The sequence below is a fragment of the Micromonospora sp. NPDC049559 genome (assembly GCF_040676675.1).
GTDB lineage: Bacteria > Actinomycetota > Actinomycetes > Mycobacteriales > Micromonosporaceae > JBFAPK01.
Genome location: NZ_JBFAPK010000013.1, coordinates 80,304 through 107,301, shown reverse-complemented (window position 1 = coordinate 107,301; position 26,998 = coordinate 80,304). Strand labels below are relative to the sequence as shown.

At 72.8% G+C, this 26,998-nt stretch carries 23 protein-coding genes and 1 pseudogene; 3 read left to right on the top strand and 21 right to left on the bottom strand.

The annotated features are described in order from the left end of the window. Positions 1-279: 279 nt before the first annotated feature. The 8 genes from AB0J86_RS16800 to ruvC all read right to left on the bottom strand — a co-directional run bounded on the left by AB0J86_RS16800 (position 280) and on the right by ruvC (position 10,121). On the bottom strand, positions 280-2,739 hold the full coding sequence (locus AB0J86_RS16800) for a bifunctional (p)ppGpp synthetase/guanosine-3',5'-bis(diphosphate) 3'-pyrophosphohydrolase (protein ID WP_363858026.1): 2,460 nt from the start codon (positions 2,737-2,739) through the stop codon (positions 280-282). A 679-nt stretch (positions 2,740-3,418) separates the two neighbouring features. Then, positions 3,419-3,982: an adenine phosphoribosyltransferase gene (locus AB0J86_RS16795; protein ID WP_363857909.1), complete on the bottom strand. Its 564-nt coding sequence runs from the start codon at positions 3,980-3,982 to the stop codon at positions 3,419-3,421. Between the two features lie 109 nt (positions 3,983-4,091). Continuing rightward, positions 4,092-5,279 carry a protein translocase subunit SecF gene (gene secF / locus AB0J86_RS16790; RefSeq protein WP_363857907.1) on the bottom strand — a complete coding sequence of 396 codons (1,188 nt, stop codon included), beginning with the start codon at positions 5,277-5,279 and terminating at the stop codon, positions 4,092-4,094. An 81-nt stretch (positions 5,280-5,360) separates the two neighbouring features. After that, positions 5,361-7,286 (bottom strand): protein translocase subunit SecD, encoded by a 1,926-nt coding sequence (gene secD / locus AB0J86_RS16785; protein WP_363857905.1) that lies wholly within the window; start codon positions 7,284-7,286, stop codon positions 5,361-5,363. Positions 7,287-7,447: 161 nt separating this feature from the next. Beyond that, positions 7,448-7,786 carry a preprotein translocase subunit YajC gene (yajC, locus tag AB0J86_RS16780; protein ID WP_363857903.1) on the bottom strand — a complete coding sequence of 113 codons (339 nt, stop codon included), beginning with the start codon at positions 7,784-7,786 and terminating at the stop codon, positions 7,448-7,450. A 138-nt stretch (positions 7,787-7,924) separates the two neighbouring features. Then, entirely contained in the window at positions 7,925-8,995 is a 1,071-nt protein-coding gene (ruvB, locus tag AB0J86_RS16775; protein ID WP_363857901.1) for a Holliday junction branch migration DNA helicase RuvB, read from the bottom strand. Next, the gene (gene ruvA, locus AB0J86_RS16770; protein ID WP_363857899.1) at positions 8,992-9,597 is read right to left on the bottom strand and encodes a Holliday junction branch migration protein RuvA; all 606 of its coding nucleotides are present in this window, start codon (positions 9,595-9,597) and stop codon (positions 8,992-8,994) included. Before ruvA ends, ruvB begins: the two co-directional genes overlap by 4 nt. Further along, on the bottom strand, positions 9,594-10,121 hold the full coding sequence (gene ruvC, locus AB0J86_RS16765; protein ID WP_363858024.1) for a crossover junction endodeoxyribonuclease RuvC: 528 nt from the start codon (positions 10,119-10,121) through the stop codon (positions 9,594-9,596). The genes ruvA and ruvC overlap by 4 nt, the downstream gene beginning before the upstream one ends. Positions 10,122-10,391: 270 nt before the next feature. On the opposite strand from ruvC, the gene AB0J86_RS16760 reads away from it, so the two are divergent. Then, positions 10,392-11,213: a 3-hydroxybutyrate dehydrogenase gene (locus AB0J86_RS16760; RefSeq protein ID WP_363857897.1), complete on the top strand. Its 822-nt coding sequence runs from the start codon at positions 10,392-10,394 to the stop codon at positions 11,211-11,213. Positions 11,214-11,231: 18 nt separating this feature from the next. Then, the gene (locus AB0J86_RS16755) at positions 11,232-13,151 is read left to right on the top strand and encodes a helix-turn-helix domain-containing protein (RefSeq protein WP_363857895.1); all 1,920 of its coding nucleotides are present in this window, start codon (positions 11,232-11,234) and stop codon (positions 13,149-13,151) included. 63 nt (positions 13,152-13,214) lie between these two features. Here AB0J86_RS16755 and AB0J86_RS16750 read toward each other — a convergent pair whose 3' ends face one another. The 3 genes from AB0J86_RS16750 to AB0J86_RS16740 are packed head-to-tail and all read right to left on the bottom strand — an operon-like array spanning position 13,215 to position 16,098. Next, positions 13,215-14,432 carry an MFS transporter gene (locus AB0J86_RS16750; protein WP_363857893.1) on the bottom strand — a complete coding sequence of 406 codons (1,218 nt, stop codon included), beginning with the start codon at positions 14,430-14,432 and terminating at the stop codon, positions 13,215-13,217. Beyond that, on the bottom strand, positions 14,425-15,183 hold the full coding sequence (locus AB0J86_RS16745) for a DeoR/GlpR family DNA-binding transcription regulator (protein ID WP_363857891.1): 759 nt from the start codon (positions 15,181-15,183) through the stop codon (positions 14,425-14,427). Before AB0J86_RS16745 ends, AB0J86_RS16750 begins: the two co-directional genes overlap by 8 nt. 12 nt (positions 15,184-15,195) lie before the next feature. Then, positions 15,196-16,098: an alpha/beta hydrolase gene (locus tag AB0J86_RS16740; RefSeq protein WP_363857890.1), complete on the bottom strand. Its 903-nt coding sequence runs from the start codon at positions 16,096-16,098 to the stop codon at positions 15,196-15,198. Between the two features lie 249 nt (positions 16,099-16,347). On the opposite strand from AB0J86_RS16740, the gene AB0J86_RS16735 reads away from it, so the two are divergent. After that, a complete protein-coding gene (locus AB0J86_RS16735) occupies positions 16,348-16,830 on the top strand; it encodes a GNAT family N-acetyltransferase (protein WP_363857889.1) in 483 nt (160 codons plus the stop codon). A 143-nt stretch (positions 16,831-16,973) separates the two neighbouring features. Here AB0J86_RS16735 and AB0J86_RS16730 read toward each other — a convergent pair whose 3' ends face one another. The 10 genes and pseudogenes from AB0J86_RS16730 to AB0J86_RS16685 all read right to left on the bottom strand — a co-directional run bounded on the left by AB0J86_RS16730 (position 16,974) and on the right by AB0J86_RS16685 (position 26,929). Further along, positions 16,974-17,573: a TetR/AcrR family transcriptional regulator gene (locus AB0J86_RS16730; protein ID WP_363857887.1), complete on the bottom strand. Its 600-nt coding sequence runs from the start codon at positions 17,571-17,573 to the stop codon at positions 16,974-16,976. Between the two features lie 19 nt (positions 17,574-17,592). Further along, positions 17,593-19,173, bottom strand: coding sequence for an MFS transporter (locus AB0J86_RS16725; protein WP_363857885.1), 1,581 nt, complete (start codon positions 19,171-19,173; stop codon positions 17,593-17,595). A 183-nt stretch (positions 19,174-19,356) separates the two neighbouring features. Then, on the bottom strand, positions 19,357-20,358 hold the full coding sequence (locus AB0J86_RS16720) for a branched-chain amino acid ABC transporter permease (protein ID WP_363858022.1): 1,002 nt from the start codon (positions 20,356-20,358) through the stop codon (positions 19,357-19,359). 14 nt (positions 20,359-20,372) lie between these two features. Next, on the bottom strand, positions 20,373-21,248 hold the full coding sequence (locus AB0J86_RS16715) for a branched-chain amino acid ABC transporter permease (protein ID WP_363857883.1): 876 nt from the start codon (positions 21,246-21,248) through the stop codon (positions 20,373-20,375). A gap of 7 nt (positions 21,249-21,255) precedes the next feature. Next, complete coding sequence (locus AB0J86_RS16710) at positions 21,256-22,512, bottom strand: ABC transporter substrate-binding protein (RefSeq protein WP_363857882.1); 1,257 nt, start codon at positions 22,510-22,512, stop codon at positions 21,256-21,258. Positions 22,513-22,625: 113 nt separating this feature from the next. Continuing rightward, positions 22,626-23,339, bottom strand: a complete 714-nt coding sequence (locus AB0J86_RS16705; protein ID WP_363857880.1) for an ABC transporter ATP-binding protein — start codon at positions 23,337-23,339, stop codon at positions 22,626-22,628. A gap of 88 nt (positions 23,340-23,427) precedes the next feature. After that, positions 23,428-24,168 (bottom strand): annotated as a pseudogene (locus tag AB0J86_RS16700) (ABC transporter ATP-binding protein); the annotation flags it as partial. A 295-nt stretch (positions 24,169-24,463) separates the two neighbouring features. Continuing rightward, the gene (locus tag AB0J86_RS16695; protein WP_363857879.1) at positions 24,464-25,501 is read right to left on the bottom strand and encodes an aminotransferase class V-fold PLP-dependent enzyme; all 1,038 of its coding nucleotides are present in this window, start codon (positions 25,499-25,501) and stop codon (positions 24,464-24,466) included. A gap of 10 nt (positions 25,502-25,511) precedes the next feature. Then, positions 25,512-26,609 carry a hypothetical protein gene (locus tag AB0J86_RS16690; protein WP_363857877.1) on the bottom strand — a complete coding sequence of 366 codons (1,098 nt, stop codon included), beginning with the start codon at positions 26,607-26,609 and terminating at the stop codon, positions 25,512-25,514. Beyond that, positions 26,609-26,929 (bottom strand): helix-turn-helix transcriptional regulator, encoded by a 321-nt coding sequence (locus AB0J86_RS16685; RefSeq protein WP_363858020.1) that lies wholly within the window; start codon positions 26,927-26,929, stop codon positions 26,609-26,611. The genes AB0J86_RS16690 and AB0J86_RS16685 overlap by 1 nt, the downstream gene beginning before the upstream one ends. Between the last annotated feature and the right edge of the window lie 69 nt (positions 26,930-26,998).

Sequence of the window (26,998 nt, the reverse complement as noted above, 5' to 3'; positions counted from 1 at the left end):
GCCGCGTAGTGTTGGGGGGGGGGGGGGGGGGGGGGGGGGGGGGCCGCCGTGACCGCTCCAGCGCCTATCTTTGATTCGCTGCCGGGGCCCCCCCCCCCCCCCAACCCGTCGGTGGTCGCCGTCCGTGCGGACCCGGGCCTTCTCCGCCGGTACGTACCGCGCGCCGCACGGCGTGGGCCCTGCGGCGCGCGCGTCGTCCGCGTCCCGATGTGGTGGCAGCAGCGATCGGATCGCGGCTCGCCTCGGGGCGGTGTGGCGGGGTGCGGGGCCTTCCGTTCGTCAGGCGCCGGAGGTGACGCGGTAGGCGTCGAAGACCCCGTCGACCTTGCGTACGGCGGCCAGCAGGTGACCCAGGTGCTTCGGGTCCGCCATCTCGAAGCTGAACCGGCTCACCGCCACCCGGTCCCGGGTCGTGGTGACCGTGGCCGAGAGGATGTTGACCCGCTCGTCGGAGAGCACCCGGGTGACGTCGGCGAGCAGCTTGTGCCGGTCCAGCGCCTCGACCTGGATCGCCACCAGGAACGTCGAGGCCGAGGTGAGCTTCCAGCTGACCTCGACGATCCGCTCGACCTGCACCTTCAGGTCCTCGGCGTTGGCGCAGTCGTCGCGGTGCACGCTCACCCCGCCGGAACGAGTGACGAAGCCGAAGACCGCGTCCGGCGGTACCGGCGTGCAGCAGCGGGCCAACTTGATCCAGACGTCGCTGACCCCGCGTACCACCACGCCCGGGTCGTGGCTGGTGCCCCGGGACCGCGGCGGACGGGTGGCCACCGCGGTCTCCGCGATGTCCTCGGCCGCGCCCTCCTCGCCCCCGTAGCCGGCCATCAGCCGCTGGACCACCGACTGGGCCGAGACCTGGCTGTCGCCGACCGCCGCGTACAGCGACGCCACGTCGGCCAGGTGCAGGTCCCGGGCGATCGTCATCAGGTTGTCCGAGCTGAGCATCCGCTGCAACGGCATGCCCTGCTTGCGCATCGCCTTGACGATCGCGTCCTTGCCTGCCTCGATCGCCTCCTCGCGGCGCTCCTTGTTGAAGTACTGCCGGATCTTCGTACGCGCCCGCGGGCTCTTCACGAAGCCCAGCCAGTCCTGGCTCGGCCCGGCCGTGTCGGACTTCGACGTGAAGATCTCGATCACGTCGCCGTTCGACAGCGTCGACTCCAACGGCACCAGCTTGCCGTTGACCCGTGCCCCGATGCACTTGTGCCCGACCTCGGTGTGCACCGCGTACGCGAAGTCCACCGGCGTCGAACCCGTCGGCAGCGGGATCACGTCGCCCTTCGGCGTGAAGACGTAGACCTCCTGGCTGGACAGGTCGAACCGCAGCGCGTCCAGGAACTCGCTCGGGTCGCTCGCCTCCCGCTGCCAGTCCAGCAGCTGCCGCAGCCAGGTCATCTCGTCGATGTGCGCCGGCGGGCCCACGATCTGGGTGCCCTTGTGCTCCTTGTACTTCCAGTGCGCGGCGATGCCGAACTCGGCCGTACGGTGCATCGCGTACGTGCGGATCTGCATCTCGACCGGCTTGCCGCTGGGCCCGATGACCGTCGTGTGCAACGACTGGTACATGTTGAACTTGGGCATCGCGATGTAGTCCTTGAACCGGCCCGGGACCGGCTGCCAGTTCGCGTGGATCACGCCCAGCGCCGCGTAGCAGTCCCGCACCGTGTCGACCAGGATCCGCACCCCGACCAGGTCGTAGATGTCGTTGAAGTCCCGGCCCCGGACGATCATCTTCTGGTAGATCGAGTAGAGGTGCTTCGGCCGCCCGGTCACCTCCGCCCGGATCTTGGCGGCCTTGAGGTCGACCTGCACCTTCTGGGTGACCTGCCGCAGCAGCGCCTCGCGCTGCGGCTGGTGCTCACCGATCAGCCGGTTGATCTCCTCGAACCGCTTGGGGAAGAGGTTCGCGAACGCGAGGTCCTCCAGCTCCCACTTGATCGTGTTCATACCCAGCCGGTGGGCCAGCGGCGCCAGGATCTCCAGGGTCTCCTTGGCCTTCTGCTCGCGCTTCGCCGGCGGCAGGAAGGTCAGGGTACGCATGTTGTGCAGCCGGTCGGCCAGCTTGATGACCAGTACCCGCGGGTCCTTCGCCATCGCGACGACCATCTTGCGGATCGTCTCGGCCTTCGCCGCGTCGCCGAGCTTCACCTTGTCGAGCTTGGTGACCCCGTCCACCAGCAGCGCGACCTCGCCGCCGAAGTCGGTGCGCATCTGGTCGAGGCCGTAGTCGGTGTCCTCGATCGTGTCGTGCAGCAGCGCCGCCACCAGCGTGGTGGTGTCCATCCCGAGGTTGGCCAGGATGGTCGCCACCGCCAACGGGTGCGTGATGTACGGGTCGCCGGACTTGCGGTACTGCCCGGAGTGCCAGCGGGCGGCCACGTCGAAGGCGCGCTGCAACAGCCGGGCGTCGGCCTTGGGGTGCGCCGCGCGGTGGGTGGCGATGAGCGGTTCGAGCACCTCGCTGACCTGGGAGGTCTGCCAGGGCGCGTTGAACCGCGCCAGCCGGGCGCGGACCCGCCGGCCGGTCGGGGCGCTGGCCAGGGCGAAGCCGGTGGCGACCGGGCCGGGCTCGTCGGGTGCGGTGCGGCTGGGCCCCGGGAACGGCACCACGACACCGGAGAGCAACTGCCCGTCGGCACCACGGGTCGCGGCGCCGGCGGTCCCGCCGCTCGAACCGGTACCGCCGGCCGGGCGGGCCGGCGCGGGCGACGCGTTCGCGGACGGGGTGCCGGCGGCCACGGAACCACTCGTCGCGGCGGGCACGTCCGTCCCCGCCGTCCCGTTCGGTTGGGTGGCCCGGTCCGGCTCGGTGGGGCGGGTCGCGTGGTCCCGGTCCGGGCCGCCCGTGGCGGCCGGAACGTCGGCGGCCGGCAGGGGCGCCGCGTCGTGGGGGGTCGAGCCGTTCACAGCGGCCTCAGCCTCGCCAGTCGGGTGCACCGTGCCCTCCACCGGAGGGACGACATCGTGGGACACCGGCCTCCTCACACCTCGCCGAAGACAAGCCGACCGTAGCCTGCCGAGCCTGTCCTTCGCTACCGGCGGGCACCGTCGCCCCCGGTACGAAAAAGGCAATGCTACCCGCCACGGCCACCCGATTACCTCTTCCGACCCGCCCACCCGTTCGGGCGAACGCCCCGCCCCGACCCAAAACCCGATGCCAGGCCCGATACCGGACCAACCGGCTCGGGACGGCGCCACGCGGAGCAGGACGCCCCCGGACGACCACCGCTCCCCTCTGATCATCCCCCCAGGGGCCGACCCGGTGTGCGGCCCGGGCACGGACGCGACCACCCGGGACCGGCGGGAAGGTGGGGCCCGCCGTGCCCGGCGAAGACATCAAGCCTGACGGGATTCGCCGGGCATGGCGGGCCCCCACCCAAAAGCGCAACCACCCACCGAAAGCGCAACCACGCACGGCCTAGACGGTCAGCAGCGCGTGCACCTCCCGGGGCGCCAGCCGCTCCCGCCCGCCCAGGAACGACAGCTCCAGCAGGACGGTGAAGCCCGCCACCACCCCGCCGGCCCGCTCGACCAGCTCCAGCGTCGCCTCGGCCGTACCGCCGGTGGCGAGCACGTCGTCGACCACCAGCACCCGGTGGCCGGCCGTGAACGCGTCCTGGTGCACCTCGAGCGTCGCCTCGCCGTACTCCAGGGCGTAGGAGGCGGAGTACGCGGCCCGGGGCAGCTTGCCGGCCTTGCGCACCGGTACGACGCCGATCCCGGTGGCGTACGCGATGGCGGCGGCGATCACGAATCCGCGCGCCTCGATCCCGACGACCACGTCGAAGGAGTCCCGCCCGTGGTGCGCCACGATCCCGTCGATCACCTCGCGGAAGACCGGCCCGTCCGCGAAGAGCGGCATCAGGTCCTTGAACACCACCCCGGGCTTGGGGAAGTCGGGCACATCCAGCACCCGGCTCGCCACCAGCTGGGCGGTTGCCGGGCCGCTGTCTCCCCGTACCCCTGTCTGCGTCTCCGTCACCTGATTTCCCCTCACCGACACGAAGCGTCCCGCATGCCGTTGTACGGCATGCGGGACGCTACCTTGCCACTCGGGTCCGGTCGGCGGGGTCACGCCCCGCCCGGCCGGTTCAGCGCCGCTTGGCGCCGCCGCCGGAACGGTTGCCGCCGCCCGGACGTCCGCCGCGGGCACCGGTCGGGCGCTTGCCGGTCGGCCGGGCGCCGACCTTCGGCGCCGCGCCGGCCAGGGCCGCCGCCTCGGGATCCACCTCGGCCTCCTCCGCCGGTCGCGGGGCGCGGGCACCCTTCGGGGTGACCTCGCCGCGGGCGACGGCGGAGCGCCGGCCGAGCACCCGCCGGGTGTGTGCCTGGATCCGCGGCTCGTAGTCCTTCAGCGTCACCAGCACGGGGGTGGCGAAGAAGATCGACGAGTAGACCGCGATGGCCATACCGACGAAGAGCACCAGGCCCAGGTCCTTCAGCGTGCCGGCGCCGAGCAGGCCGGCCCCGATGAAGAGCAGGCCGCCGACCGGCAGCAGCGCCACCAGACCGGTGTTGATCGACCGCATCAGCGTCTGGTTGATCGCCAGGTTCGCCGCCTCGGCGTACGTCTGGGTGCTGCTCGCCGTGATCGACCTGGTGTTCTCCTGCACCTTGTCGAAGACGACGACGACGTCGTAGAGCGCGAAACCGAGGATCGTCAGGAAGCCGATCACGGTCGACGGGGTGACCTCGAAGCCCACCAGCGAGTAGATGCCGGCCGTGAGGATCAGGTTGAGGAAGAGCGAGGAGACGGCGCCGACCGCCATCCGCCACTCGAACCGCAGAATCAGGTAGATCGCCACCAGGACGATGAAGATCACCAGCGACAGGATGGCCCGCTCGGTGACCTGCCCGCCCCAGGCGGCGCTCACCCGGTTGGCGCTGATCTGCTCCGCCGGGATCTTGAAGTGCGTCGCCAGGTCGTTCTGCACCTGGGTGGCCTGCTCGGGGCTGAGGTCCGTGGTGCGGACCTCGTAGACGGTGCTGGTGCCACCGATCCGCTGGGTCGAGACCACGTGCTCGGTCGGGCCGAGCTTGCCGAGCGCGTTGGCGACCTCGTCCTCGGTCTGCTGCAGCGTGCCGACGCTCGCCGGCACCTGGAACGAGTTACCGCCGCTGAACTCGATGCCGAGGCTGAACTGACGGATCCCCATGCTGAGGATCGCGATCAGGATCCCCACCGCGGCGACCGTGAACCAGACCTTGCGGCGGCCGATGATGTTGAGACCGGCCTCGCCCTGGTAGAGACGATGGGCCAGACCACCGCGCCCGCTCATGCCGATACCTCGTTCTGTTCCGCGCCGGCCGGGCGGGCCGGGGCACTGGGCCTGATGATTCGCTCGCTGGGCCCGCTCATGCTAGGCCTCCTTCACGCGCGGGTTGCCGGGCTTGGCCGAATCCGGCTCGGCCCGGTCCAGCACCCGACCCAGTCCGCTCACGCGCGGCGACAGGAACGCCCGCGTGTTGGCGAACATGGTCATGATCGGGTGCCGGAAGAGGAAGACCACGACCAGGTCGAGCACCGTGGCCAGGCCCAGCGCGAAGGCGAAGCCCTTCACCGTGCCGACCGAGACGATGTAGAGCACCACCGCGGCCATGAGCGAGATCGCGTTGGCCGAGATGATCGTACGGCGGGCCCGGGCCCAGGCCCGCGGTACCGCGCTGCGCGGGCTGCGACCCTCGCGGATCTCGTCCTTGAGCCGTTCGAAGTAGATGACGAACGAGTCCGCCGCCACACCCAGTGACACGATGAAACCGGCTATACCGGCCAGGGTCAGGGTGAAGTCGATCTGCCGGCCGAGCAGCACCAGCGCGCCGAAGACCAGCACGCCCGAGAGCACCAGGCTCAGGAAGATCACCGTGCCGAGCAGGCGGTAGTAGAAGAACGCGTAGATCGCGACCAGCAGCATGCCGATGCCCGCGGCGAGCAGACCCGCCTTGAGGTACGCCGAACCGAGCGTCGCGCTGACCGTCTGCTGCTCCTGCGGCTCGAAGGTCACCGGCAGCGCACCGAACCGCAGCTGGCCGGCCAGCTCGTTGGCGCTCTTGCTGTCGAAGCTGCCGCTGATCTGCGAGTTGCCGGTGAGTACGCCCTGGATCTCCGGCGAGGAGATCACCTTGTTGTCCAGCACCACCGCGACCCGGCACTTGCCCTGGTCACCGAGGGCGGTCTGGTCGCACGCCTGGCCGTCGTTGTTGAACGCCTCGCGGGTCAGGTTGGTCCACTTCTCCTGGCCGCTGCCGGTGAACTCGAGGCTGACCACCCACTGGCTGGTCTGCTGCTCCAGCACCCCGCTGGCGTCCTTGACGTCGGTACCGAGCACCTTGGCGACGTCGAGGAACTCCTTCTGCACGCCCGACTCGCAGGAGACGACCTTCTGCTTCTCGTCCCGGATCGAGGCCGGCGGGCGGCTGTCGAGCTGCTTGCAGGTGATCGTCGGTACGTTGAACTGCATCTCCGGCGTCAGCGCCCAGACCTCGCGCCCCGACAGCTCGCCGAACGGCTTGAGCTTGTCGGCCAGCGTCGGGTCCTGGGAGAAGTCGGCCGGCGCCTGCAGCGCGCTCGCCGCCTGCCAGGCCGCGGCGCCCACCTTCTGCTGCACGGCGGCCCGCTGCTGCTCCAGCGTCAGGTCGGTCGCCGGGGCGGGCGAGCCGGACGGGGCCGGCGAGGCCGAGGCGCTCGGCGCGGGCGAGCCGTTCGGCGACGGGGCACCCGCGCTCGCCGACGTGCTCGGGGCCGGGGCGCCGCCGCCCTGGCCGCCCGCGTTCGGGCTGGACGAGACGGCCGCTCCGCCCGGGGCGGGGCTGCCGGAGGGCACGGCGCTGCCGGACGGGGCCGGGCTGCCCGACGCGCTGGCCGACGGGGCCGGCGCGGCCGCGGCACCGCTGCCGTCGGTGACCTTGAGGACCTTGCGGAAACGCAGCTCGGCGGCGTTACCGATGTCGTCGAGGTTGCGGTTCTGACCCGGCACGGAGACGACGATGTTCTGGTTGCCCTCGGTCACCACCTCGGCCTCGGAGACGCCACGCGCGTTGACCCGGTCCTCGATGATGCGGCGGGCCTCCTCCAGGTTCTGCGAGGTCGGCGGCTGGCCGTTGAGGGTGCTCGCCTTCAGCGTCACGCGGGTGCCGCCGATGAGGTCCAGACCCAGCTTCGGGTGCAACCGCTCCTGCCAGCCCCCGCTGGCGCCGGCGAAGAAGACCAAGAGGTAAAGGACAACGAAGATGAACCCGAGTACGGCCAGTTGCCGCCCGGGGTGCATCTGTCCCTGAGGTGGTGCCACGGCTGTCCAGTCTCCCTGCACGGTTCGGCCGCTGATGGGCGGCTGTCTGATCGGACGCCGGCCTGTCCGGCGACACGCGCGACGCACCGGCGTGGGTCACGCCGGCACGACTATCCACTAGCTTCGATACCAATACCGCCCCGGGGACGCCGGCGCGGGCCTCACTCCTTGACTTCGGCCTCGTCCGGGATCGTCTCGGCGGCCGGCACCTTGGTCACGACGCGCGCGATCGCGGGGCGGGCGTACCGGGTCTGCACGCCCGGGGCCACCTCCAGCATCACCGTCTCGTCGTCGACGCTGGTGACCGTGCCGTAGAGCCCGCCGATGGTGACGACCTCGTCGCCGGGGCCGATGGAGGACTGCATCTGCTCGGCCTCGCGGCGACGCCGCTGCTGCGGTCGGATCATCATGAAGTACATAACTCCGAAGAGCAGAACAATCATGAGGATCGGCACGAAACTACCCGCTCCGCCACCGCTGTTCTGTGCTGCGATTAGCACCGTTTATTACCTTCCCATTGGCATCCGCCACACCGATACCACCGGAGCGGAGGCGTGATCTCACGTGCTGTACAGTTCGGCGGCGATTCTAGTCCCTATGTCTGAGAACACCGAACAGTGGCCGGGATCACGAACAGATTACGAGGATCCCGGCTGCCCTGAGAAGAGATCGGGCAGCCCGGAACTCGGCGCGCCGAAGGTGCCGTTCGGGGGCGTACGCCCCAGATGGTGCCAGGCGGCCTCGGTGGCGACCCGCCCCCGCGGCGTACGGGCCAGCAGCCCGGCCCGGACCAGGAACGGCTCGCAGACCTCCTCCACCGTGTCCGGCTGCTCCCCCACCGCCACGGCCAGCGTGGAGAGCCCGACCGGCCCGCCCCGGAACGAGTCCACCAGCGCGATGAGCACCGCCCGGTCCAGCCGGTCCAGGCCCAGCTCGTCGACGTCGTAGACCTTCAGCGCGGCGCGCGCGATCTCCACGGTCACCACCCCGTCGGCGCGTACCTCGGCGAAGTCGCGGACCCGGCGCAGCAGCCGGTTGGCGATCCGGGGCGTACCGCGCGACCGGCGGGCGACCTCGACCGCCCCGTCCTCGGTGATCGAGACGCCGAGGATGCGCGCCGAGCGCTGCAGCAGCGACTCCAGGTCGGCCGGGGAGTAAAAGTCCAGGTGCGCGACGAAGCCGAACCGGTCCCGCATCGGACCGGTCAGCAGACCGGACCGGGTGGTCGCGCCCACCAGCGTGAACGGCTCGACGTCCAGCGGGATCGCCGTGGCGCCCGGCCCCTTGCCGACCACCACGTCGACGCGGAAGTCCTCCATCGCGCTGTAGAGCAGCTCCTCGGCCGGCTTGGCGATCCGGTGGATCTCGTCGATGAAGAGCACGTCGCCCTCGGCCAGGCTGGTCAGGATCGCCGCAAGGTCCCCCGAGCGCTCGATCGCCGGGCCGCTGGTGATCCGGATGCCCGAGCCCAGCTCCGCCGCCACGATGTTCGCCAGGGTGGTCTTACCTAAGCCAGGCGGCCCGGAGAGGAGGATGTGGTCGGGCGGGCTGCCGCGGCGCATCGCGCCCTTGAGCAGCAGGTCGAGCTGGTCGCGTACCCGGTGCTGGGCGATGAACTCGGCCAGCCGCTTCGGCCGTACGCTCGCCTCGATGTCGCGCTCGGCGTCGCTGGCGTACGCCGAGACCAGGCCCTCGGGGTCGTCGGTCACCGGGTCCTACCCAGCAGCCGGATCGCCTGCTTGAGCAGGACCGGTACCGGCGGGACCTCCCCGCCGGAGACGCTCTCGGCCACCGCCGTCACCGCCTGGTCGGCCTGGGCGGCGGTCCAGCCCAGCCCGACGAGTGCCTGGCGGACCTGCTCCGGCCAGGCGCCCACGGTCGTCCCGGCCGCGCCGTCCGGACCCACCGGCACCGGCCCGATCCGGTCGCGCAGTTCCAGTACGAGTCGCTCGGCGCCCTTCTTGCCGATCCCCGGCACCCGGGTCAGCGCCGCCGTGTCGGCGTTGGCGATCGCCTTGCGCACCGCGTCGGGGCTGTGCACGGCGAGCACCGCCTGGGCCAGCCGCGGCCCGACCCCGCTCGCCGTCTGGAGCAGCTCGAAGAGGTGCCGCTCGTCGTCGTCGGCGAAGCCGTAGAGGGTCAGCGAGTCCTCCCGCACGACCAGGCTGGTGGCCAGCCGGGCCGGCTCGCCGACCCGTAGGTTCGCCAGCGTGCCCGGGGCGCACTGCACGGCCAGCCCGACGCCGCCGACCTCGACCACCGCGCCGTCGGGCGAGACCGCCGCGACGACGCCGCGCACATGCGCGATCATCTCACTCCTCCCCGCCGGGCCCGGTCGGCCGCGGCGGCCAGCTTGGACCGGGTGCCGCCCCGCCAGATGTGGCAGATGGCGAGCGCCAGCGCGTCCGCCGCGTCCGCCGGCTTCGGCGGGGCGTCCAGCCGCAGCAACCGGGTCACCATGGCGGTCACCTGGCTCTTGTCCGCCTGACCGGAACCGGTCACCGCCGCCTTCACCTCGCTCGGCGTGTAGGTCTGCACCGGCAGGCCGGCCCGCGCGCCCGCCAGCACCGCGATCCCGCTGGCCTGCGCGGTGCCCATCACCGTACGCGCGTTGTGCTGGCTGAACACCCGCTCGACGGCCACGCTCTGCGGCTCGTGCTTGGCGACCAGTTCGGTCAGCATGCGGTCCAGGTGCAGCAGGCGCAGCGGCAGTTCGTCGTCCGGGTCGGTGTAGACCACGTAGTAGGCGACCATCGTGCACTGCCGGCCGGGCATCCCCTCGACCACGCCCACCCCGCACCGGGTCAACCCCGGGTCGACGCCGAGCACCCGCACCGCGCCCCGCAAACCCGCTCCCCTCCCCCGGCGCACGCGCCACCACCGCCGGCACGTACGTGTGTTCGACACCTTACTGTCCAGCGGCCCGGCCGCCGACGGCGACACGCCCCCAGCTCCGACGTCAGCCCCGGGCGACGGCGGCCCGGCGGACGGCGAGGGGCGGGCCGACGACGGCGCGGCGCGGACCGGGCGCCACATACCCCCTGCGGCGAGTATGTGTCCGGCGACCATGTGCGACCCGCCGTACGGCTCGTAACTTCATGCGCCATGACGGCACAACCCTCGCCCGAGCGCGGGCCGGCGGACGCCCAGCGGCCGGATGTGGCGGAACTCCACGTCGTCCGGCTCGACCTGTCGGGGCGTACCGCCCTGGTGACCGGCGGTGCCAGCGGCATCGGCCGGGCCTGCGCGGTCCGGCTCGCGGCGGCCGGCGCGAAGGTGCGCGTGGTCGACCGCAACGCCGAGGCGGCCGGGGCGGTCGCCGCCGAGATCGGCGGGTACGCCGAGGGGGTGGACCTGGCCGAGCCGGGCGCGGTGGAGCGGCTCGACGCCGACGTCGACATCGTGGTCAACAACGCCGGCCTGCAACACGTGGCGCCGCTGCCGGACTTCCCGCCCGAGCGCTTCGCCTACCTGCACCGGGTGATGGTCGACGCCCCGTTCCAGCTGATCCGGCGGGCGCTGCCGCACATGTACGCCCGGGGCTGGGGGCGGATCGTCAACATCTCCTCGGTGCACGGGCTACGCGCCTCGCCGTTCAAGGCCGCCTACGTCTCGGCGAAGCACGCGCTGGAGGGGCTCTCCAAGGTCGTCGCGCTGGAGGGCGCCGAACACGGGGTGACCGCGAACTGCATCAACCCCGCGTACGTGCGTACCGCCCTGGTGGAGAGCCAGATCGCCGACCAGGCCGCCACCCACGGCATCCCCGAGGACGAGGTGGTGGAGAAGATCATGCTGGCCCGGGCCGCGATCAAGCGGCTGATCGAGCCGGCGGAGGTGGCCGAGCTGGTCGCGTACCTCTGCTCGCCGCCCGCCTCCTTCATCACCGGTACGTCGATCGCCCTGGACGGGGGCTGGACGGCCAGCTGAGAGATCGGCGCGCGCACAATGGGCCTCATGTCCTCACCGATCGAGTTCCTGGAGCTGCTGGCCCGGGAGGCCGCGGCCGTGGAGTTCGAGGGTCCGCTCGTCGCCGCCCGGGCCGCCGGCCTGGCCCCGGAGCGGCTCGCCGAGCTGGAGCAGGCGAAGCTGGTGGCGCTGCGGGTACGCGGGCTGCTGGAGCGGCGCCGTCAGCGCGAGGTGGAACTCTCCGGCCTGTACGACACCGCCAGCGACCTGGCCGGCCTGCGGGACCTGGACGCGGTGCTGCGGGCGATCGTGCGCCGGGCGCGCACCCTGCTCGGTACCGACGTGGCGTACATGACGCTCAACGACGACGCGCGCGGGGACACCTACATGCGGGTCACCGACGGGTCGATCTCGGCGCGGTTCCAGCGGCTGCGGCTGCCGATGGGCGCCGGGCTGGGCGGCCTGGTGGCGCAGACCGGCACCCCGTACGTGACCGCGAACTACCCGGAGGACGAGCGCTTCCACCACACCGGGGAGATCGACGCGGGGGTCGGCGAGGAAGGGCTGGTCGCGATCCTGGGGGTGCCGCTGCGGCTCGGCCCGAGCGTGATCGGGGTGCTCTACGCGGCGAACCGCTCGGCCCGCCCGTTCGCCCGGGAGGAGGTCGCGCTGCTGGTGTCGCTGGCCGCGCACGCGGCGGTGGCGATCGACACGGCCCGCCTGCTGGCGGAGACCCGGTCGGCGCTGGAGGAGCTCTCCGCGGCCAACACCACCATCCAGGCGCACAGCGCCTCGGTGGAGCGGGCCGCCGCCGCGCACGACCGGATGACGGCGCTGGTGCTGCGCGGCGGCGGGGTGGAGGACGTCGCCTCGGCCGTCACGGACGTGCTCGGCGGGGCGCTGCTCGCGCTGGACGCGCAGGGGCGGCTGCTGGCCCGGGTGGGCGAGATCGCCGAGCCGGAGCGGTCCGCGCTGGGCGAGGCGGTGGCGGCCAGCCGTACGGAGGGGCGCAGCGTCCGCCGGGGCGACCTCTGGTACGCCGCGGTGGTCGCCGGCACCGAGAACCTGGGCGCGCTGGTGCTGCACCCCGACGAGGAGCTGGTCGACGCCGACCAGCGGATCCTGGAGCGGGCGGCGCTGGTGACCGCGCTGCTGCTGCTCTTCCGGCGCACGGTCGCCGAGGCCGAGGGGCGGGTCCGCGGTGAGCTGCTGGACGACCTGATCGCCCGGCCGGTGCGCGACCTGGAGGGGCTGCGCGGGCGGGCCCGGCGCCTCGGCGTGGACCTGGACGCCCCGCACGTGCTGGTGGCGGTGGGCGACGAGACGGTCGCGGGCAGCGGCTCGGCCCGGCAGCGGGTGATGTCCTGGGCGAACACGTACGCCTCGACCCGGGGCGGGCTGGCCGCGGCGCGGGACGGGCGGGTGGTGCTGATGCTGCCCGGCCAGGACGCGGGCGGCGCGGCCCGCGCGGTGGCCCGGGACCTGTCCCGGGTGACCGGGCGGCCGATGACCGCGGGCGCCAGTGGCCCGACCAGCGACCCGGCGGCGCTGCTGACCGCCTTCCGGGAGGCCGACCGGTGCCTGACGGCGCTCTCGGCGCTGGGGCGCGCGGGCGAGGGGGCGAGCACGGCCGAGCTCGGCTTCGTCGGGCTGCTGCTGGGCGCGGTGGGCGACCGGGGCGACCGGGACGTGACCCGCTTCCTCGCCGACACGGTCGGCCCGGTGGTGGACTACGACGCGCGCCGGGGCACCGCGCTGGTGAAGACCCTGGAGGCGTACTTCGGGGTGGGTGGCAGTCTGGCCCGCGCCGCCGAGCTGCTGCACGTGCACGTCAACACGGTCACCCAGCGGTTGGAGCGGGTGGCCCAGCTGCTCGGGCCGGACTGGCAGAAGCCGGAGCGGGCCCTGGAGGTCCAGCTCGCACTCCGGCTGCACCGCCTCCGCCCGCCAGCCGGCTGAACACCAGCGCCGTCGATCTAGGGCAAATCCTCGTTAATGGATATCCATTAACGAGGATTTGCCCTAGATCGACGAGGCGGGCGTCGGGGCGGGGTCGGGGGTCGCGGCCGGGGTGTCGTACCGGGCCTGCTCGATGGCGCGGTTGCGGACCGAGGCCGCCGCGATCAGCAGCATCAGTACGGGCAGCAGGCCGAGCGCGACCGGCTGCGACGTACGGTCGGCGACGAACCCGATCACGGGCGGCCCGCACATGAACCCGGCCCAGCCGATGGCCGAGACGGTCGCCACCGCCGTGCCGGGGGCCAACCCGGGCTGGTTCCCGGCGGCGCTGAAGACGACCGGGATCACCGGCGCGACGCCGACGCCGAGCGCGGCGAAGCCGACGATCGCGACGACCGGGTGGCCCGTGAGCAGCCCGGCCGCCATCCCGGCGGCGGCCAGCACCGACAGGGTCCAGAGCAGCCGGCCCGGACCCAGCCGGTCCTGCAACCGGGCGCCCGAGAGGCGTACCGCGACCATCGCGGCGGCGCAGGCCGCGTAGCCGAGGCCGGCGGTACCGGCGTCCAGGTGCAGGCTCTCCCGCAGATAGACGCTGGACCAGTCGGCCACCGCCCCCTCGCAGACCAGCCCGGCGAACGCGATCCCGCCGAGCACCAGCAGCGCGCGGCTGGCCCGGGGGCCGCCCGCCCGCTCGTTCCGGTCGGCCGGCGGGTCGGCCACGAAGCCGCGGGTGAAGAGCAGCCCCGCCACCAGCAGCGGTACGCCGAGCGACAGCACCTGCGGGGTGAGCGGTACGCCCAGCGCGGCCCCGGCCGCGCCGATGCCGGCGCCGGCGAGCGCGCCCACGCTCCAGGCGCCGTGCAGGGTGGACATGACGGGCCGGCGGCGCAGCCGCTCGACGGCGATGCCCTGGGCGTTCATGGCCACGTCGAGCACGCCGGCGAAGGCGCCCCAGCAGGCGAGCGCGGCGCCCAACTGCGGTCCCGACGCCGCGATGCCGACCAGCGCGCCGGCCAGGCAGTAGCCGACCAGGCAGACCCGGACGACGGTACGGCTGCCGGCGCGGGCCAGCACCAGTCCGGCGAGGACGGTGGCGGTGACCGAGCCGACCGGCGCGCCGAGCAGGGTCAGGCCGAGCGTCCCGTCGGTGAGTCCCAGGTGCGCCTTGATCTGCGGGATGTGCGCGGTCCAGGAGGCGAAGAGGACCCCGTGCAGGGCGAAGATCGCGGTGACCGCGACCCGGGCGGTGCGTACCCGCCCGGCGGGGAGCGGCTCAGACACGGTGCACCTCGATCTCCAGTTCGTCGAGCGCGGCGCCGACCTCCGCCGGCAGCCCGGCGTCGGTCACCACCACGTCGATCCGCTCGAACGGCGCCACCAGCGCCATCGCGGTGCGGCCGAACTTGGCGGCGTCGGCGGCGAGTACGACGCGTCGCGCCGAGGCGATGGCGGCGGACTTCACGGCGGCGTCGGGCAGGTCGTACGCGGTGACGCCGTGCTCGACCGCGGCCCCGCAGCAGCCGAGCACGGCGGTGTCGAAGCGCAGCGCGCGCAGGGCCGCCTCGGCGAGCGGGCCGGAGACCGACAGCTCGCCGGGGAGCAGCTCGCCGCCGGGGAGGATGACCCGGGTCGGCGGGTGGGCGGCGAGCACGTCGGCGGCGGGGAGCGAGAGCGGCATGACCCGTACCCGCCGCCCGGCGAGCGCCCGCGCCACCTCCAGCGTGGTGGTACCGCTGTCGAGGACCACCGCCTCGCCCTCGGCGATCAGGTCGGCGACGGCCGCCCCGATCCGGCGCTTGGCGTCGGCGGCGTCGCGTTCCCGCAGCGCGAACGGGGGTCCCTCGCCCCGGGCCTGCAGGCTCACCGCGCCGCCGCGGACCCGCCGGAGCAGGCCCTGCGCGGCGAGCTGCTCCAGGTCGCGGCGGATCGTCACCTCGGAGGTACCGATCCAGGCGGCCAGCTCGGCGACGCCGAGCCGGTCCGCCACACGAAGCCGCTCTACGATCGCGGCATGCCGTTTCGAAAGCTCCACCCGATCATACGATCAGGTTTCGCTTTCGGAATCAAGGGCAAGTGAGCGGAGGAACCCGTCCACGACCCGCCGGAACTCCGCCGGCCGTTCCACCCACGGGAAGTGCCCGCACCCCTCGATCACCACGGCCCGGCCCGCCGGGAAGAGCCGCGCGAGCGCGCTCACCCGGGCCACCCCGGCGCTGCAGTCCTCGGCTCCCGCGACGGCCAGGACCGGGGCGGCGACCCGGCCCAGGCGCTGCGCGAGGTCCCCGGGCGGGTCGACGCTGAAGTACGCCCGGTTCGCGGCGAAGCTGAACCGCCAGGAGGCCGCGTGGGCCCGTTCCCGCGCACCCCAGGCGGCGTAGCCGAGCGGGGCGGCCCGTTGCTGCCAGGCGTTGAACCCGGCGTCGTCGAGGACCTCGGGTCCGGCCTCCCAGGCGGCGACGGCGGCGTCGAAGGCCGGTTCCCCGCGCCGCCGGTCGATCAGCTCCGGGGTGTCGGAGGGCACGTCGAGGTACTCGGCCGGCGGCGTCACCAGCACCAGGCCGGCGAGCCGTTCCGGGTACCGCGCGGCGTAGCTGACCGCCAGCCGCGTGCCGGCGGAGTGGCCCAGCAGCAGCACCCGGTCGAGACCGAGGTGTCCGCGCAGGCGCTCGATGTCCTCGGCCTGCCGCCAGTACGACGCCAGCTCGACCGCCTCGGGCAGCGGGGACCGGCCGACGCCGCGCAGGTGCGGCACGATCAGGCGTCGGTCGGCGCCGATCCCGGCCAGTTCGCCCAGGTAGTCGGGGTGCAGGGCCGCGCCGCCGGCGAGCGCGACGATCGGTGGGCCCGCCTCGGCGCCGTCGCGGGGGCGCGGTTCGTCGTAGTGGAGGGAGGCTCCGTCGGAGCCCGGGTAGACGCCGTCCGAGATCGGTTCGTGAGTGGAACGCACAGGTTTGTCGCCTTTCGGGGATGCCTCGTGGGCGCCCCGACGGCCACCTGGGTCAGTGGAACCGTGCCGTCCTGACGGAGGGGAGCGCCCAACCGGATGCAGCGGTAATGGGTCTCACCTCCTCGGGTCGTCGTCTGCGGCAGGGGACGCTACCAGAGACCGGCCGCGCCCGGCGGCCGTGGTCACCGTCACGTCGCGCGGTCACGCACGGCCCGCCCGCGCGCGGCCCGACCCGGGTACGGTCCAAACATGATCAACGTACGGAGGGCGCTGGCGTCCGACGTCGACGAGCTGGTACGGCTGCGTGGGGTGATGCTCGGCGCGATCCACGGGCGGACGGTCGAACCCGGTTCCTGGCCGGAGGCGGCGGCGCGGAGCCTGCGTGAGCGGTTGCCGGGGCCGGAGCCCTCGCTGGTCGCCTTCGTGGTCGAGCGACCGGACGAGCCGGGCCGGCTGGCCGCGTGCGTCCTCGGGGCCGTCGAGTCCCGGTTGCCGGGCCCGAGCAACCCCTCCGGGCTGATCGGGCACGTGTTCAACGTGGTCACCGACCCGGACCACCGGCGGCGCGGCTACTCGCGGGCGTGCATGGAGGCGCTGCTCGACTGGTACCGCCGGCGCGGGGTGACCCGGATCGAGCTGAACGCCTCGCCCGCCGGGGAGCCGCTCTACCGTTCGCTGGGCTTCACGCCCCGGACCACCCCGGCCATGCGCCTGACCACCCCGACGAACTGACGCGAGATCGCGCTGCTGCGGGCGGCGCCGGACCGGGGCGAGATCCCGCTCCTGCGGGGAAACAGTGGCCTCGAACGGCGTTCGAGGGGCCGGTTTCCCCGCAGTAGCGCGGCGGCTCGCTCCCCCACGGGCGGAACCGTGGATCAGGCGGGGGCGGCGCCGGCCAGGACGGTGTCGACGACCCGTTCGGCCAGCGTCTGCTCGGCGACCTCCGGTTCCCAACCGAGCATCCGGTGCATCAGCATCGGCCCGGTCAGCAGCCCGATGGTCACCTCGACGTCGAGGTCGGCGCGGAGTTCACCGGTGACCATCCCGCGCTGGAGCACCTCCCGCATCACCTGCCGGCGCGGCGCGGTGATCTCCTGCCAGATCCGCATCCGGTCCGCGCTGCGGTTGATCTCGGGGATCAGGCAGGGCATCACCCGCGCGGCCCGCTCGTCGGGCGTACGGCCGACGGTCACGAGCAGCGTCAGCAGGTCCGCGCGGACCGACTCGCCCCGCGGTACCGGCGGCGGGCCCTTGAGCTTGCGGAGCGCGTCGATCACGAGCGCGTCCTTGCCCGGCCACCGCCGGTAGATCGTGGCCTTCCCGACGCCGGCCCGGCCCGCGATCGCCTCGATGGAGAGGGCCTCGATGCTGGTCCCCTCGCTGATCAGATCGAGGGTCGCCTCGACTATCGCCTCGTCCGCGCGGACGCTCCTCGGTCGGCCGGGCGACCGAGGAGCGTCCGCGGCGGTAATCATGCGGTCCATTGTTACGGTCTTATGACGCCGATGCCAGCTCCGGCTCACCGACCGGCTCCGGCTCCAGCTGGGCCGGCGCGGTGCGTCCGGGCATCCAGCGCAGCACCACCAGCACGCCGAGCGCCGCGATCAGCGTCGACAGCCCCGCCGCCCAGTGCATCGCCACCATGAACGCGTCGTTGGCCGCCGACATCAGGTGCGGGCCGGCCGCGCCGAGCCGCTCGGCGACCCCGTACGCGCCGGAGATCGACTCGTTGGCGGCGTCCCGGAGCGGGCCGGGCAGCGCCCGGGTGGCCGGCTCGATCTCGCCCCGGTAGACCCCGGCGAGCACGGAGCCGAGCACCGCGATGCCGAGCGCACCACCGACCTGCCGCACCGTGTTGCTCACCGCCGAGGCGACGCCGGCCCGCTCCCGGGGCAGCGACGACATGATCGACTCCATCGCGGGCGGCATGATGTTGGCCATGCCGGCGCCCTGCACGAAGAAGGCCAGGGCGACCACCCAGATCGGGGTCTCGGCGCCGATGAAGATGAAGGCGGCGAGCGCGGCGGCGGTCAGCAGCAGGCCGACCGCGGAGACGGCCTTGGCGCCGTACCGCTTGACCAGGGCGGCGCTGCGCGGCGCGAAGACCAGCTGGCCGATCGCGAACGGCAGCAGGCTCACGCCGGTCCGCAACGGCGAGTAGCCCCGCACCAGCTGGAGGTAGAACGAGCCGAAGAAGAAGACGCCCATGGCGGCGAAGAAGACCAGCCCGACCACGCCGACCGGCGCGGCGAACCGGGGCAGCCGGAACAGCCGTACGTCCAGCGACGGGAAGGCGATCCGGCGCTCGTACGCGACGAAGGCCGCCAGCACCGCCAGCCCGCCGACGATGGAGACCCAGACCAGCGGCTGGTCGAAGCCGTGCTCGCCACCGTCGATGATGCCGTACGTGAGGCCGACCAGGCCGATCACCGAGAGCAGCACGCCGATGATGTCGATCTTGTTGGGCTTCGGGTCCTTCGACTCGGGCACCAGCAGCGCGACCGCGATCACGCCGATGGCGACCACCGGGACGTTGATCAGGAAGACCGAGCCCCACCAGAAGTTGCGCAGCAGCAGGCCGCCCAGGATCGGGCCGATCGCGACGCCGAGACCGACGGCGCCGGACCAGATGCCGATCGCCCGGGCCCGGTCCCTCGGGTGGAAGACGTTCGAGATGATCGACAGCGTCACCGGCATGATCGCCGCACCGCCGAGGCCCATCAGCGCCCGGGCGGCGATGAGCTGCCCCGGGTTCTGGGCGTACGCCGACGCGAGCGAGGAGAGGCCGAAGAGGACCAGCCCGACCAGCAGGAAGCGCTTGCGCCCGAGCCGGTCACCGAGGATGCCGAAGGTGAAGAGCAGGCCGGCGAAGACCAGGGTGTAGGAGTTGATCCCCCACTCCAGCTGCCCCTGGGTGGCGCCGAGGCCGTGCTCCGGGTCCGCGATGGTCCGCAGGGCGACGTTGAGGATGGTGTTGTCCAGGACCACCACGAGCAGGCTGATGACCAGCACGCCCAGGATCGCCCACCTTCTCGGGTGGCCGTTGTGGTGTTCCGACAGCTCTTGTGGCTGCATGTACGGTTTCTCCCCCCATGTGGTCCGTCCGTGAATACGAAACGGCACGGACTCGTAACGTCAGCCACGCTAACGGAGGGCGGGAGAAATACGAAACGACTTCGTCTCGTATGTGAGGGAGGACACGCGGCGAGGACCCGCGGGCCGGCGGAGGACCCGCGACGGGGGCCCGCGGGCCGGCGGCTACTCGCGGCGCCGGGCCGACCAACGGGCGACCAGGTCGGCGACGCTGCCCCAGATCCCCTTGCGGAACAGCAGCACCACCAGCACGAAGATCCCGCCGGTGACCAGGCCGATCGACTCGAAGCCGGAGAACGAGAGCCAGTCCTCCAGCCGGACCAAGATCGCCGCGCCGATCAGCCCGCCCCAGAGGGTGCCGATGCCGCCGAGCACGACGACGATGACGGCCTTGCCCGAGATGGTCCAGTGCAGCACATCCAGCGCGACGAACCGGTGCGCGACCGCGAAGAGCCCGCCGCCCAGCCCGGCCACGAACGCAGAGAGCACGAAGGCGACCAGCTTGTACCGGTGCACCGGGTACCCGAGCGCCCGGGCGCGGGCCGGGTTGTCGCAGATGCCGACCAGCACCCGACCGAACGGCGAGTGCACGATCCGCCAGGCGACGAAGAGCCCGACCAGCACGATCGGCAGGGCCGCGTAGTAGAAGTAGTAGTCGTCGGTGAGATCCACACCGGGCAGCACCCGGGGGACGCCCTGGAGGCCGTTCTCGCCCCGGGTCACGCCGCGCCACTCGTTGGCGATGAAGTAGATCATCTGGGCGAAGGCGAGCGTCACCATCGCGAAGTAGATGCCGGTGCGCTTGACCGCGAGGTAGCCGATCGGTACGGCCAGCACCGCCGCCGCCACCGCCCCGGCCAGTACGGCCAGCGGGAACGGCGCGCCGGAGTGGATCGCGACGAGCCCGGTGACGTACGCGGAGGTGCCCCAGAACGCCGCGTGCCCGAAGGACATCAGCCCGGTGAAGCCGAGCAGCAGGTCCACCGCGACGGCGAAGAGCGCCCAGCAGAGCATGTCCACCGCCACGGCCGGATAGAGCCCGTTCGGCAGCCAGAGGGCGAAGCCGAGCCCGGCGGCGAGCAGCGCGTAGCGTACCCAGGCGGGCGCCGTGGCGACGGCGCCGAGCGCCGACCGCGGCCGGCCGGGCGAGGCGGCCGGCGCTTCCACAGTGGAGGTCTCGGTCACGCCGGTGACTCCTCACGTCCGAACAGGCCCGCCGGCCGCCAGAGCAGCACGACGGCCATCACGATGAAGACCAGGGTCTGCGACAGGATCGGCGGCGCGTACGCCTCGCCCCAGGCCTGGATCAGTCCGATGCCGAAGCCGGCGGCGACCGAGCCGAAGATCGAGCCGAGCCCGCCGATCACCACCACGGCGAAGACCACGATGATCAGGTCGGCGCCCATCAGCGGGTTCACGGCCCGCATCGGCGCGGCCAGCACCCCCGCCAGGCCGGCCAGCGCGATGCCGAAGCCGAAGACCGGGGTCACCCAGCGTCCCACGTCGATGCCGAAGGCCCGGGTCAGCTCCGGGCGCTCGGTGGCGGCCCGGACCACCAGGCCGATCCGGGTGTGCGAGAGCAGCCACCAGACGGCGACGCAGACCAGCACCGCGAAGCCGAGGATGAAGACCCGGTAGGTGGGGAAGTCGAAGAGCCCGAGGTCGACCGAGCCGTCCAGCTCGCCCGGGGTGGCGTACGGGCTGGACTGCACCCCGTACCGGGACTTCACCAGGTCCTGGAGGATCAGCGTGAGGCCGAAGGTGAGCAGGAAGTTGTAGAGCGGGTCGAGCCGGGTCAGCCGGTGGATGAGGGTCCGCTCCAGGAGCACGCCGAACAGGCCGAGCCCGACCGGCATGATCACCAGGGCCCACCAGAACGGCACCCCCGCCTCGGCGAGCAGCACGTACGCCCCGAACGCGCCGAGCATGTAGAAGGCGCCGTGGGCGAAGTTCACCACCCGCAGCATGCCGAAGATGACCGCGAGCCCGAGGGCGAGCAGGGCGTAGAACGCCCCGCTCACCAGCCCGTTGAAGGTGTTCTGCAGGAAGCCGGTCATGGCCGGGTCACATCTTGCAGTCCGGCGACGGGGCGCGGAACGCCTCGGCCGCCGGGATGGTCTTGAGGATCTTGACGTAGTCCCACGGCTCGGTGACCTCGGCCGCGGGCTTCACCTGAGCCAGGTACGCGTCGTGCACCACCCGGTGGTCCTCCGGCCGGATCTTGCCGTTGCGCAGGAAGACGTCCTCGATGGTCTTGCCCTCCAGCTGCTTGACGATCGTGTCCGCGTCGTCGGTGCCGGCGGCCTGGACCGCCTCCAGGTACTGCAGCGCGGCGGAGTAGTTGGCCGCGTGGGAGAAGGTGGGGCGCACCCCGGCCACCTTCTGGAACCGGTCGGCGAACTCCCGGTTCTTGGCGTCGAAGTTCCAGTACCAGGCGTCGGTGTAGGTGGTACCGGCGAGCGCGTCGGGGGTCAGCGAGTGGATGTCGGTCAGGAACATCAGCCCGACCGCCAGCCCGACGCCCTTGTCCCGCAGCTTGAACTCGTTGTACTGCTTGACCAGGTTGACCAGCTCGGCCCCGGCCTGCATGGTGCCGAGCACGTCCGGCTTCGGGTTCAGCGTCGGCGCCTTGAGCAGGTAGGTCGAGTAGTCACCGGAGGTGTTCGGGAACGGCGCCGCGTCCTTGGCGACGATCCGGCCGCCGGCCGCCTGCACCGCCGCCGAGAAGCTCTTCTCCATGTCCTGGCCGAACTGGTAGTTCGGGTAGACCACGTACCAGTTCTTCGCGCCCTGCTCGGTGGTGTTGCGCCCGGTCCCGTTCGCCAGCATGTACGTGTCGTACGCGTAGTGGAACGTGTACCTGTTGCACTTCGTACCGGTCAGCGTGGTGGTCGCGGCAGTGATGTTGAAGTAGAGCTTCTTCTTCTCCTTCGCCACGTCGGCCACCTTCTCCGCCGCCGACGAGGTCGGCACGTCGAGGATCGCGTCGACGGCCTTGCGGTCGTACATCTCGGCGGCCTTGGTGTTCGCGACGTCCGGCTTGTTCTGGTGGTCGGCGGTCTCCACCGAGATGTTCTTGGTGATCGCCTTGTCGCCGTACTTGGCCTTGAAGTCCTCGACGGCCAGCTCCACCGCCTTGACCGAGTTCTTCCCGGACGCCTCCAGGTACGGCCCGGACTGGTCGTTGAGCACGCCCAGCACGATCTTGTCGTCGGTGAGCTTCGAGTTGGCCGAGCCCCGGGGCCCGCCGCCGCCACAGCCGGTGAGGAGCAGCACGGTGGCCGAGGCCACCGCGACGGGAGCGGTTGCGCGCATAACCATCCCTCCAGATCCGCGCCGGGCGCGGCTCGCGGTCGTCGATTGCGGATGAGGTGTTCGGCCGGTCGGGTGTTCCGCCGGTGCCGACGCGCTCGCCGGCCGGCGCCCGCCCGGGGTCAGATGCCCAGGTACGACAGGAGTTCCCGCTCCCGGGAGCGCACCTCGGAGTTCGCCATCGCCTCCGCGATGCGGCCCTGGGCCAGCAGGTAGTGGCGGTCGGCGACCTCCGTGGCGAAGTGCAGGTTCTGCTCGACCAGCAGCACGGTCACGCCGTGCCGCTTGGCCTGCCGCAGGATGTCGCCGACCTGGGAGACGAGCAGCGGGGAGAGCCCCTCGGTCGGCTCGTCGCAGAGCAGCAGCCGGGCCCCGGAGCGCAGCACCCGGGCCAGGGCGAGCATCTGCTGCTCGCCGCCGGAGAGGGTGGTCGCCGGCGAGCCCCGCCGGGCGTACAGGTTGGGAAAGGTCTCGTAGATCCGGGCCAGCGGCCAGGAAAGGTCGGCGGCACCCGGCCCGCTCGGCCGTACCGCCGGCGGCAGGGCGAGGTGTTCGGCGACGGTCAGGCTGGCGTAGCTGCCCCGGTCGTCCGGTACCCAGCCGAGGCCGAGCCGGGCCCGCCGGTGCGCCGGCAGCCGGTGGATGTCCCGACCGTCCAGTTCGATCACGCCGCGCTGGCCGGCGTGCAGGCCCATGAGGCAGCGCAGCAGCGTGGACTTGCCGGCGCCGTTGCGCCCCACCAGGGTGACGACCTCACCGGTGCCGACCTCCAGGCTCACCTCGCGCAGCACCTGCGCCTCGCCGTACCAGGCGGAGAGTTGGTCAACGCGCAGCATCGGTGGCCCCCTCCCGCCCGGCACCGGCCGCCGGCTCGGCGTCGGTCCCGGCGCCGCCGTGGGTGCCGGGTGGCGGGCCGGCGGCCCGGCCCAGGTACGCCGTGATCACGCGCTCGTCGGCGCGGACCTGCTCGTACGCCCCCTCGACCAGCACCCGGCCGGCCTGGAGCACGGTGACGGTGTCGGCGAGCCGGCCGACCACGCTCATGTTGTGCTCGACCATGACGACCGTCCGTCCCTGTCGGACCCGGCCGATCAGCTCGACGGTCCGGTCGACGTCCTCCAGCCCCATCCCCGCGGTCGGCTCGTCCAGCAGCAGCACCTTCGGCTCCAGCGCCAGCGCGATGGCCAGTTCGAGCGCCCGCTTGCGGCCGTAGGCGAGCGCGTCGGCCGGCGTCTCGGCCAGCTCGGCGAGGCCGACCAGGTCGAGCAGCTCGACGGCGCGGGGCGTGTAGCGGCGCATCAGGGCGGCCGAGCGCCAGAACCGCCAGCCCAGGCCGCTGGCGCTCTGCAGCGCGAGTTCGACGTGCTCCCGGGCGCAGAGCCGGGGAAAGAGGCTGGTGATCTGGAAGGACCGCGCCACGCCGAGCCGCGCCACCCGCTCGGGCGGCAGCCCGGTCACCTCCCGGCCGCCCAGCACGATCCGCCCGGCGCTGGGGCGCAGAAAGCCGGTGAGCAGGTTGAACAGGGTGGTCTTCCCGGCGCCGTTGGGGCCGACGAGCGCGTGGACCGTACCGGCCGCGATGTCGAGGTCCACGCCGTCGACCGCCCGGAACCCGCGGAAGTCGCGGGTCAGCCCGCGTACCGACAGGAGCGCCTCGCCGGCCATCGCCACCCTCCGAACTGGTCCCGCGATCCGGCCGCCCGACTCGTGACGGGCATCACAGATCGACGCGTTCCCGGAAACCTACGGCGGCCGATGCGTGACGGGCCATGTCGTGGCTCTACATATTCAGATAGATTGAAGCGGGTTGCCGCTACATGACGAGACGGTTACGGTTCGCGCCGCCGGGCGGACCGCCCGGTCCGCCGACGAGATCGACCACGTTGCATGTGTTCGGGCCACGGCCGGTGCGCCGCACCATGGCCGCCCGTCGATATGCGCACCCTCCCGAGGCCGGCGCTCAGGCGGTCAACGCCGCGACCGCCGTCTCGACGTCCTCCACCGTGGAGTAGACGTGGAACGAGGCGCGGACCCGGCCGGCCCGTACCGCCGCACGGACGCCGGCCGCGGCGAGCCGCTCCTGGGCCCCGGGCCGGTCGACGGAGACGATCGCGCTGTCGCCGGGCGGCAGGCCGAGCCCGGCGCGGAACCGGTTGGCCAGCCCCACGTTGTGTTCCCGGATCGCGGCCAGCCCGATCTTTTCGATCAGCTCCAGCGCGGGCGCCGCGCCGACGTAGCTGAACCAGGCGGGCGAGATGTCGAAGCGGCGGGCGTCGTGGGCCAGCCGCAGCGGCGGGCCGTAGTACGAGTCGTGCACGTCCTCGCCGGCGTACCAGCCCGCGGCCGAGGGGGTCAGCCGTTCGCGCAGTTCGGGGGCGAGATAGGCGAAGGCGGCGCCCCGGGGCGCCATCAGCCACTTGTACGCGGCCACCACCACCGCATCCGCCCGGCCCGCCTCGAACGGCAGCCAACCGCAGCCCTGCGTCGCGTCCACCACCACCAGCGCGCCGTGGGCCCGGGCGGCCGCCACGATCTCGTCGTACCGGGCGACGCCACCGTCGGCGGACTGGACCAGGCTGAACGCCACGACGTCGGTACCGGCGTCGACGGCGCCGGCGAGGGCGTCCACGGCGACCGTGCGCACCCGTACGCCCCGGCCGGCCTGCGCCAGCCAGGGGAACAGGTTGGAGGTGAACTCCACCTCGGGCACGAGCACGCTCGCGCCCTCGGGCACGGCCGCCGCGACGGGCGCGAGAAGCTGGGAGACGGCGCTGCCGACCGCGACGTCCTCGGCCGGTACGCCGACCAGGCGGGCGAAGGCCGCCCGGGCCCGCCCGGTCGCCTCGCCCCACCCCTCCCACGAGGTACGCCCGGCGCGCCACTCGTCCAGCGCCGCTTGGAGGGCGAGCCAGGCCGGCTCGGGCGGGAGCCCATAGCTGGCGGTGTTGAGCCATCCCGGTTCGGGCCGCCACAGCGACCGCGCCCGCGCAAGATCCACGTATCGAACTCTAACCGGCGCGGGGGACGGTGCCCACCGGCTCGCGGTCGGGCCGGGGCAGGGCCGCCAGCGCCAGTCCGAGCAGCGCGGCGCCGCAACCGACGAGGAACAGCAGCGAGAACGTCGGTTGGCCGAGCCACTCCCACATCGGGTGCCAGGACGGATGTGGTTCGTCGAGGTGGTGCTGGGCCGCGAGGGGAAGCGTCCACAACGTCGGCACCCACCAGAAGAAGAGCACGACGCCCAACAGCGGCTTCACCGCGACGCGGGCCGGGTGCCGTCCCTCGGTGCGGCGGCTGGCCCAGCCGAACACCAGGAACGCGACCACGGCACCGAGGAGGCCGCCGACGAGCCCGAACGGGTACACGGCCACCGGGGTCGCCCGCTGGAACACCGCCCCGAGGTAGCCGGGGTTCCCGGCGTACGCGGGGTTGACCTCCATCGTGAACGTCGTGTCCCCGCGCCGCGCCACGATGGTGGCGCCGGTGGGAATCGCCGCGGGGTCGCAGGGCGGGCCGACGCAGCCGTACATGTCGCGGAGCGTCGTGGGATAAACGGTCCAGCCGTGTTCGCGCAGGTTGCGCTGGACCAGCTCGACGGTCTCCCCCGGCGGGCGCGCCGGGACGCCCACGGCAGAGCCGCCGACCCCCGCCTGGGCGTACTCGCCACCGTCGAAGAAGAGCAGGCTGTGCGCGGCGTTCCAGCTCAGCGGCTGCCCGTAGATGACGAACAGCGCGGGGGCGTCCTCGATGTCGTCGAACTCCTGGCCGGGCAGGACCTCGGCGAGCATGGCCCGCGCCTCGGCGGCGCGTGGCAGCGGCCGGGCGGTCTCCCATCCGGCGCGGGTGGCGAACGCGGCGGCGAACACGCCGCTGACGACCGCGACGAGCACGGCCCAGGCGACGACGGTACGGCTGGCCGGCCGGCCGAGGCGGGCCCGCAGCCCGTGCCGGATCAGGTCGGCGGCCTCGCGCGCGGTGGGTCGGGCGCGCCCCGGCGGGGCGGCGTCGAGCAGCGCGCCGAGCAGTTCGTCGCCGCGGGCGCGGCGGTACGCGCGGGGATAGGCGAGCAGCAGCCGGCGGTACCGGCGGGTGAGCGGGCCGGTCATCACGCGGTCCTCGGGCGCACGGACCGGAGCCGCTCCTCGGCCGCCGTGGTGAGCTGGCGGAGCCGGGCGGTCTCGGCGGTGAGCGCGGCGAGCCCCTCGCCGGTGAGCCGGTAGTAGCGCCGCAGCCGCCCGTCGACCTCTTCCTCGTGGTCGAGTTCGACGAGCCCTTCGGCGGCGAGCCGGTCGAGCGCCGTGTAGAGCGTGCCGGTCAGCAGGCTGACCCGCCCGTCGGAGAGCACCCCGACCTCCCGCACGATGCCGTACCCGTGTCGGGGTCGGTCGGCCAGCGCGGTGAGGATGAGGAAGGTCGGTTCGCGCATGCCTTTCACGAGCGCTCACGATATATAAATGATCAAGCTATGGCAATGGCCGGCGACCGGGACGGCCAC

Excerpts from the sequence above, each read along its gene's own strand:
- AB0J86_RS16725 (WP_363857885.1), bottom strand. The coding sequence starts at position 19,173 with ATGCAGCCACAAGAGCTGTCGGAACACCACAACGGCCACCCGAGAAGG.
- AB0J86_RS16690 (WP_363857877.1), bottom strand. The coding sequence starts at position 26,609 with ATGACCGGCCCGCTCACCCGCCGGTACCGCCGGCTGCTGCTCGCCTAT.
- AB0J86_RS16760 (WP_363857897.1), top strand. The coding sequence starts at position 10,392 with ATGACGGCACAACCCTCGCCCGAGCGCGGGCCGGCGGACGCCCAGCGG.
- AB0J86_RS16730 (WP_363857887.1), bottom strand. The coding sequence starts at position 17,573 with ATGATTACCGCCGCGGACGCTCCTCGGTCGCCCGGCCGACCGAGGAGC.
- ruvA (WP_363857899.1), bottom strand. The coding sequence starts at position 9,597 with ATGATCGCGCATGTGCGCGGCGTCGTCGCGGCGGTCTCGCCCGACGGC.
- AB0J86_RS16685 (WP_363858020.1), bottom strand. The coding sequence starts at position 26,929 with ATGCGCGAACCGACCTTCCTCATCCTCACCGCGCTGGCCGACCGACCC.
- AB0J86_RS16715 (WP_363857883.1), bottom strand. The coding sequence starts at position 21,248 with ATGACCGGCTTCCTGCAGAACACCTTCAACGGGCTGGTGAGCGGGGCG.
- AB0J86_RS16705 (WP_363857880.1), bottom strand. The coding sequence starts at position 23,339 with ATGCTGCGCGTTGACCAACTCTCCGCCTGGTACGGCGAGGCGCAGGTG.
- AB0J86_RS16710 (WP_363857882.1), bottom strand. The coding sequence starts at position 22,512 with ATGGTTATGCGCGCAACCGCTCCCGTCGCGGTGGCCTCGGCCACCGTG.
- AB0J86_RS16735 (WP_363857889.1), top strand. The coding sequence starts at position 16,348 with ATGATCAACGTACGGAGGGCGCTGGCGTCCGACGTCGACGAGCTGGTA.
- secF (WP_363857907.1), bottom strand. The coding sequence starts at position 5,279 with ATGAGCGGGCGCGGTGGTCTGGCCCATCGTCTCTACCAGGGCGAGGCC.
- AB0J86_RS16755 (WP_363857895.1), top strand. The coding sequence starts at position 11,232 with ATGGGCCTCATGTCCTCACCGATCGAGTTCCTGGAGCTGCTGGCCCGG.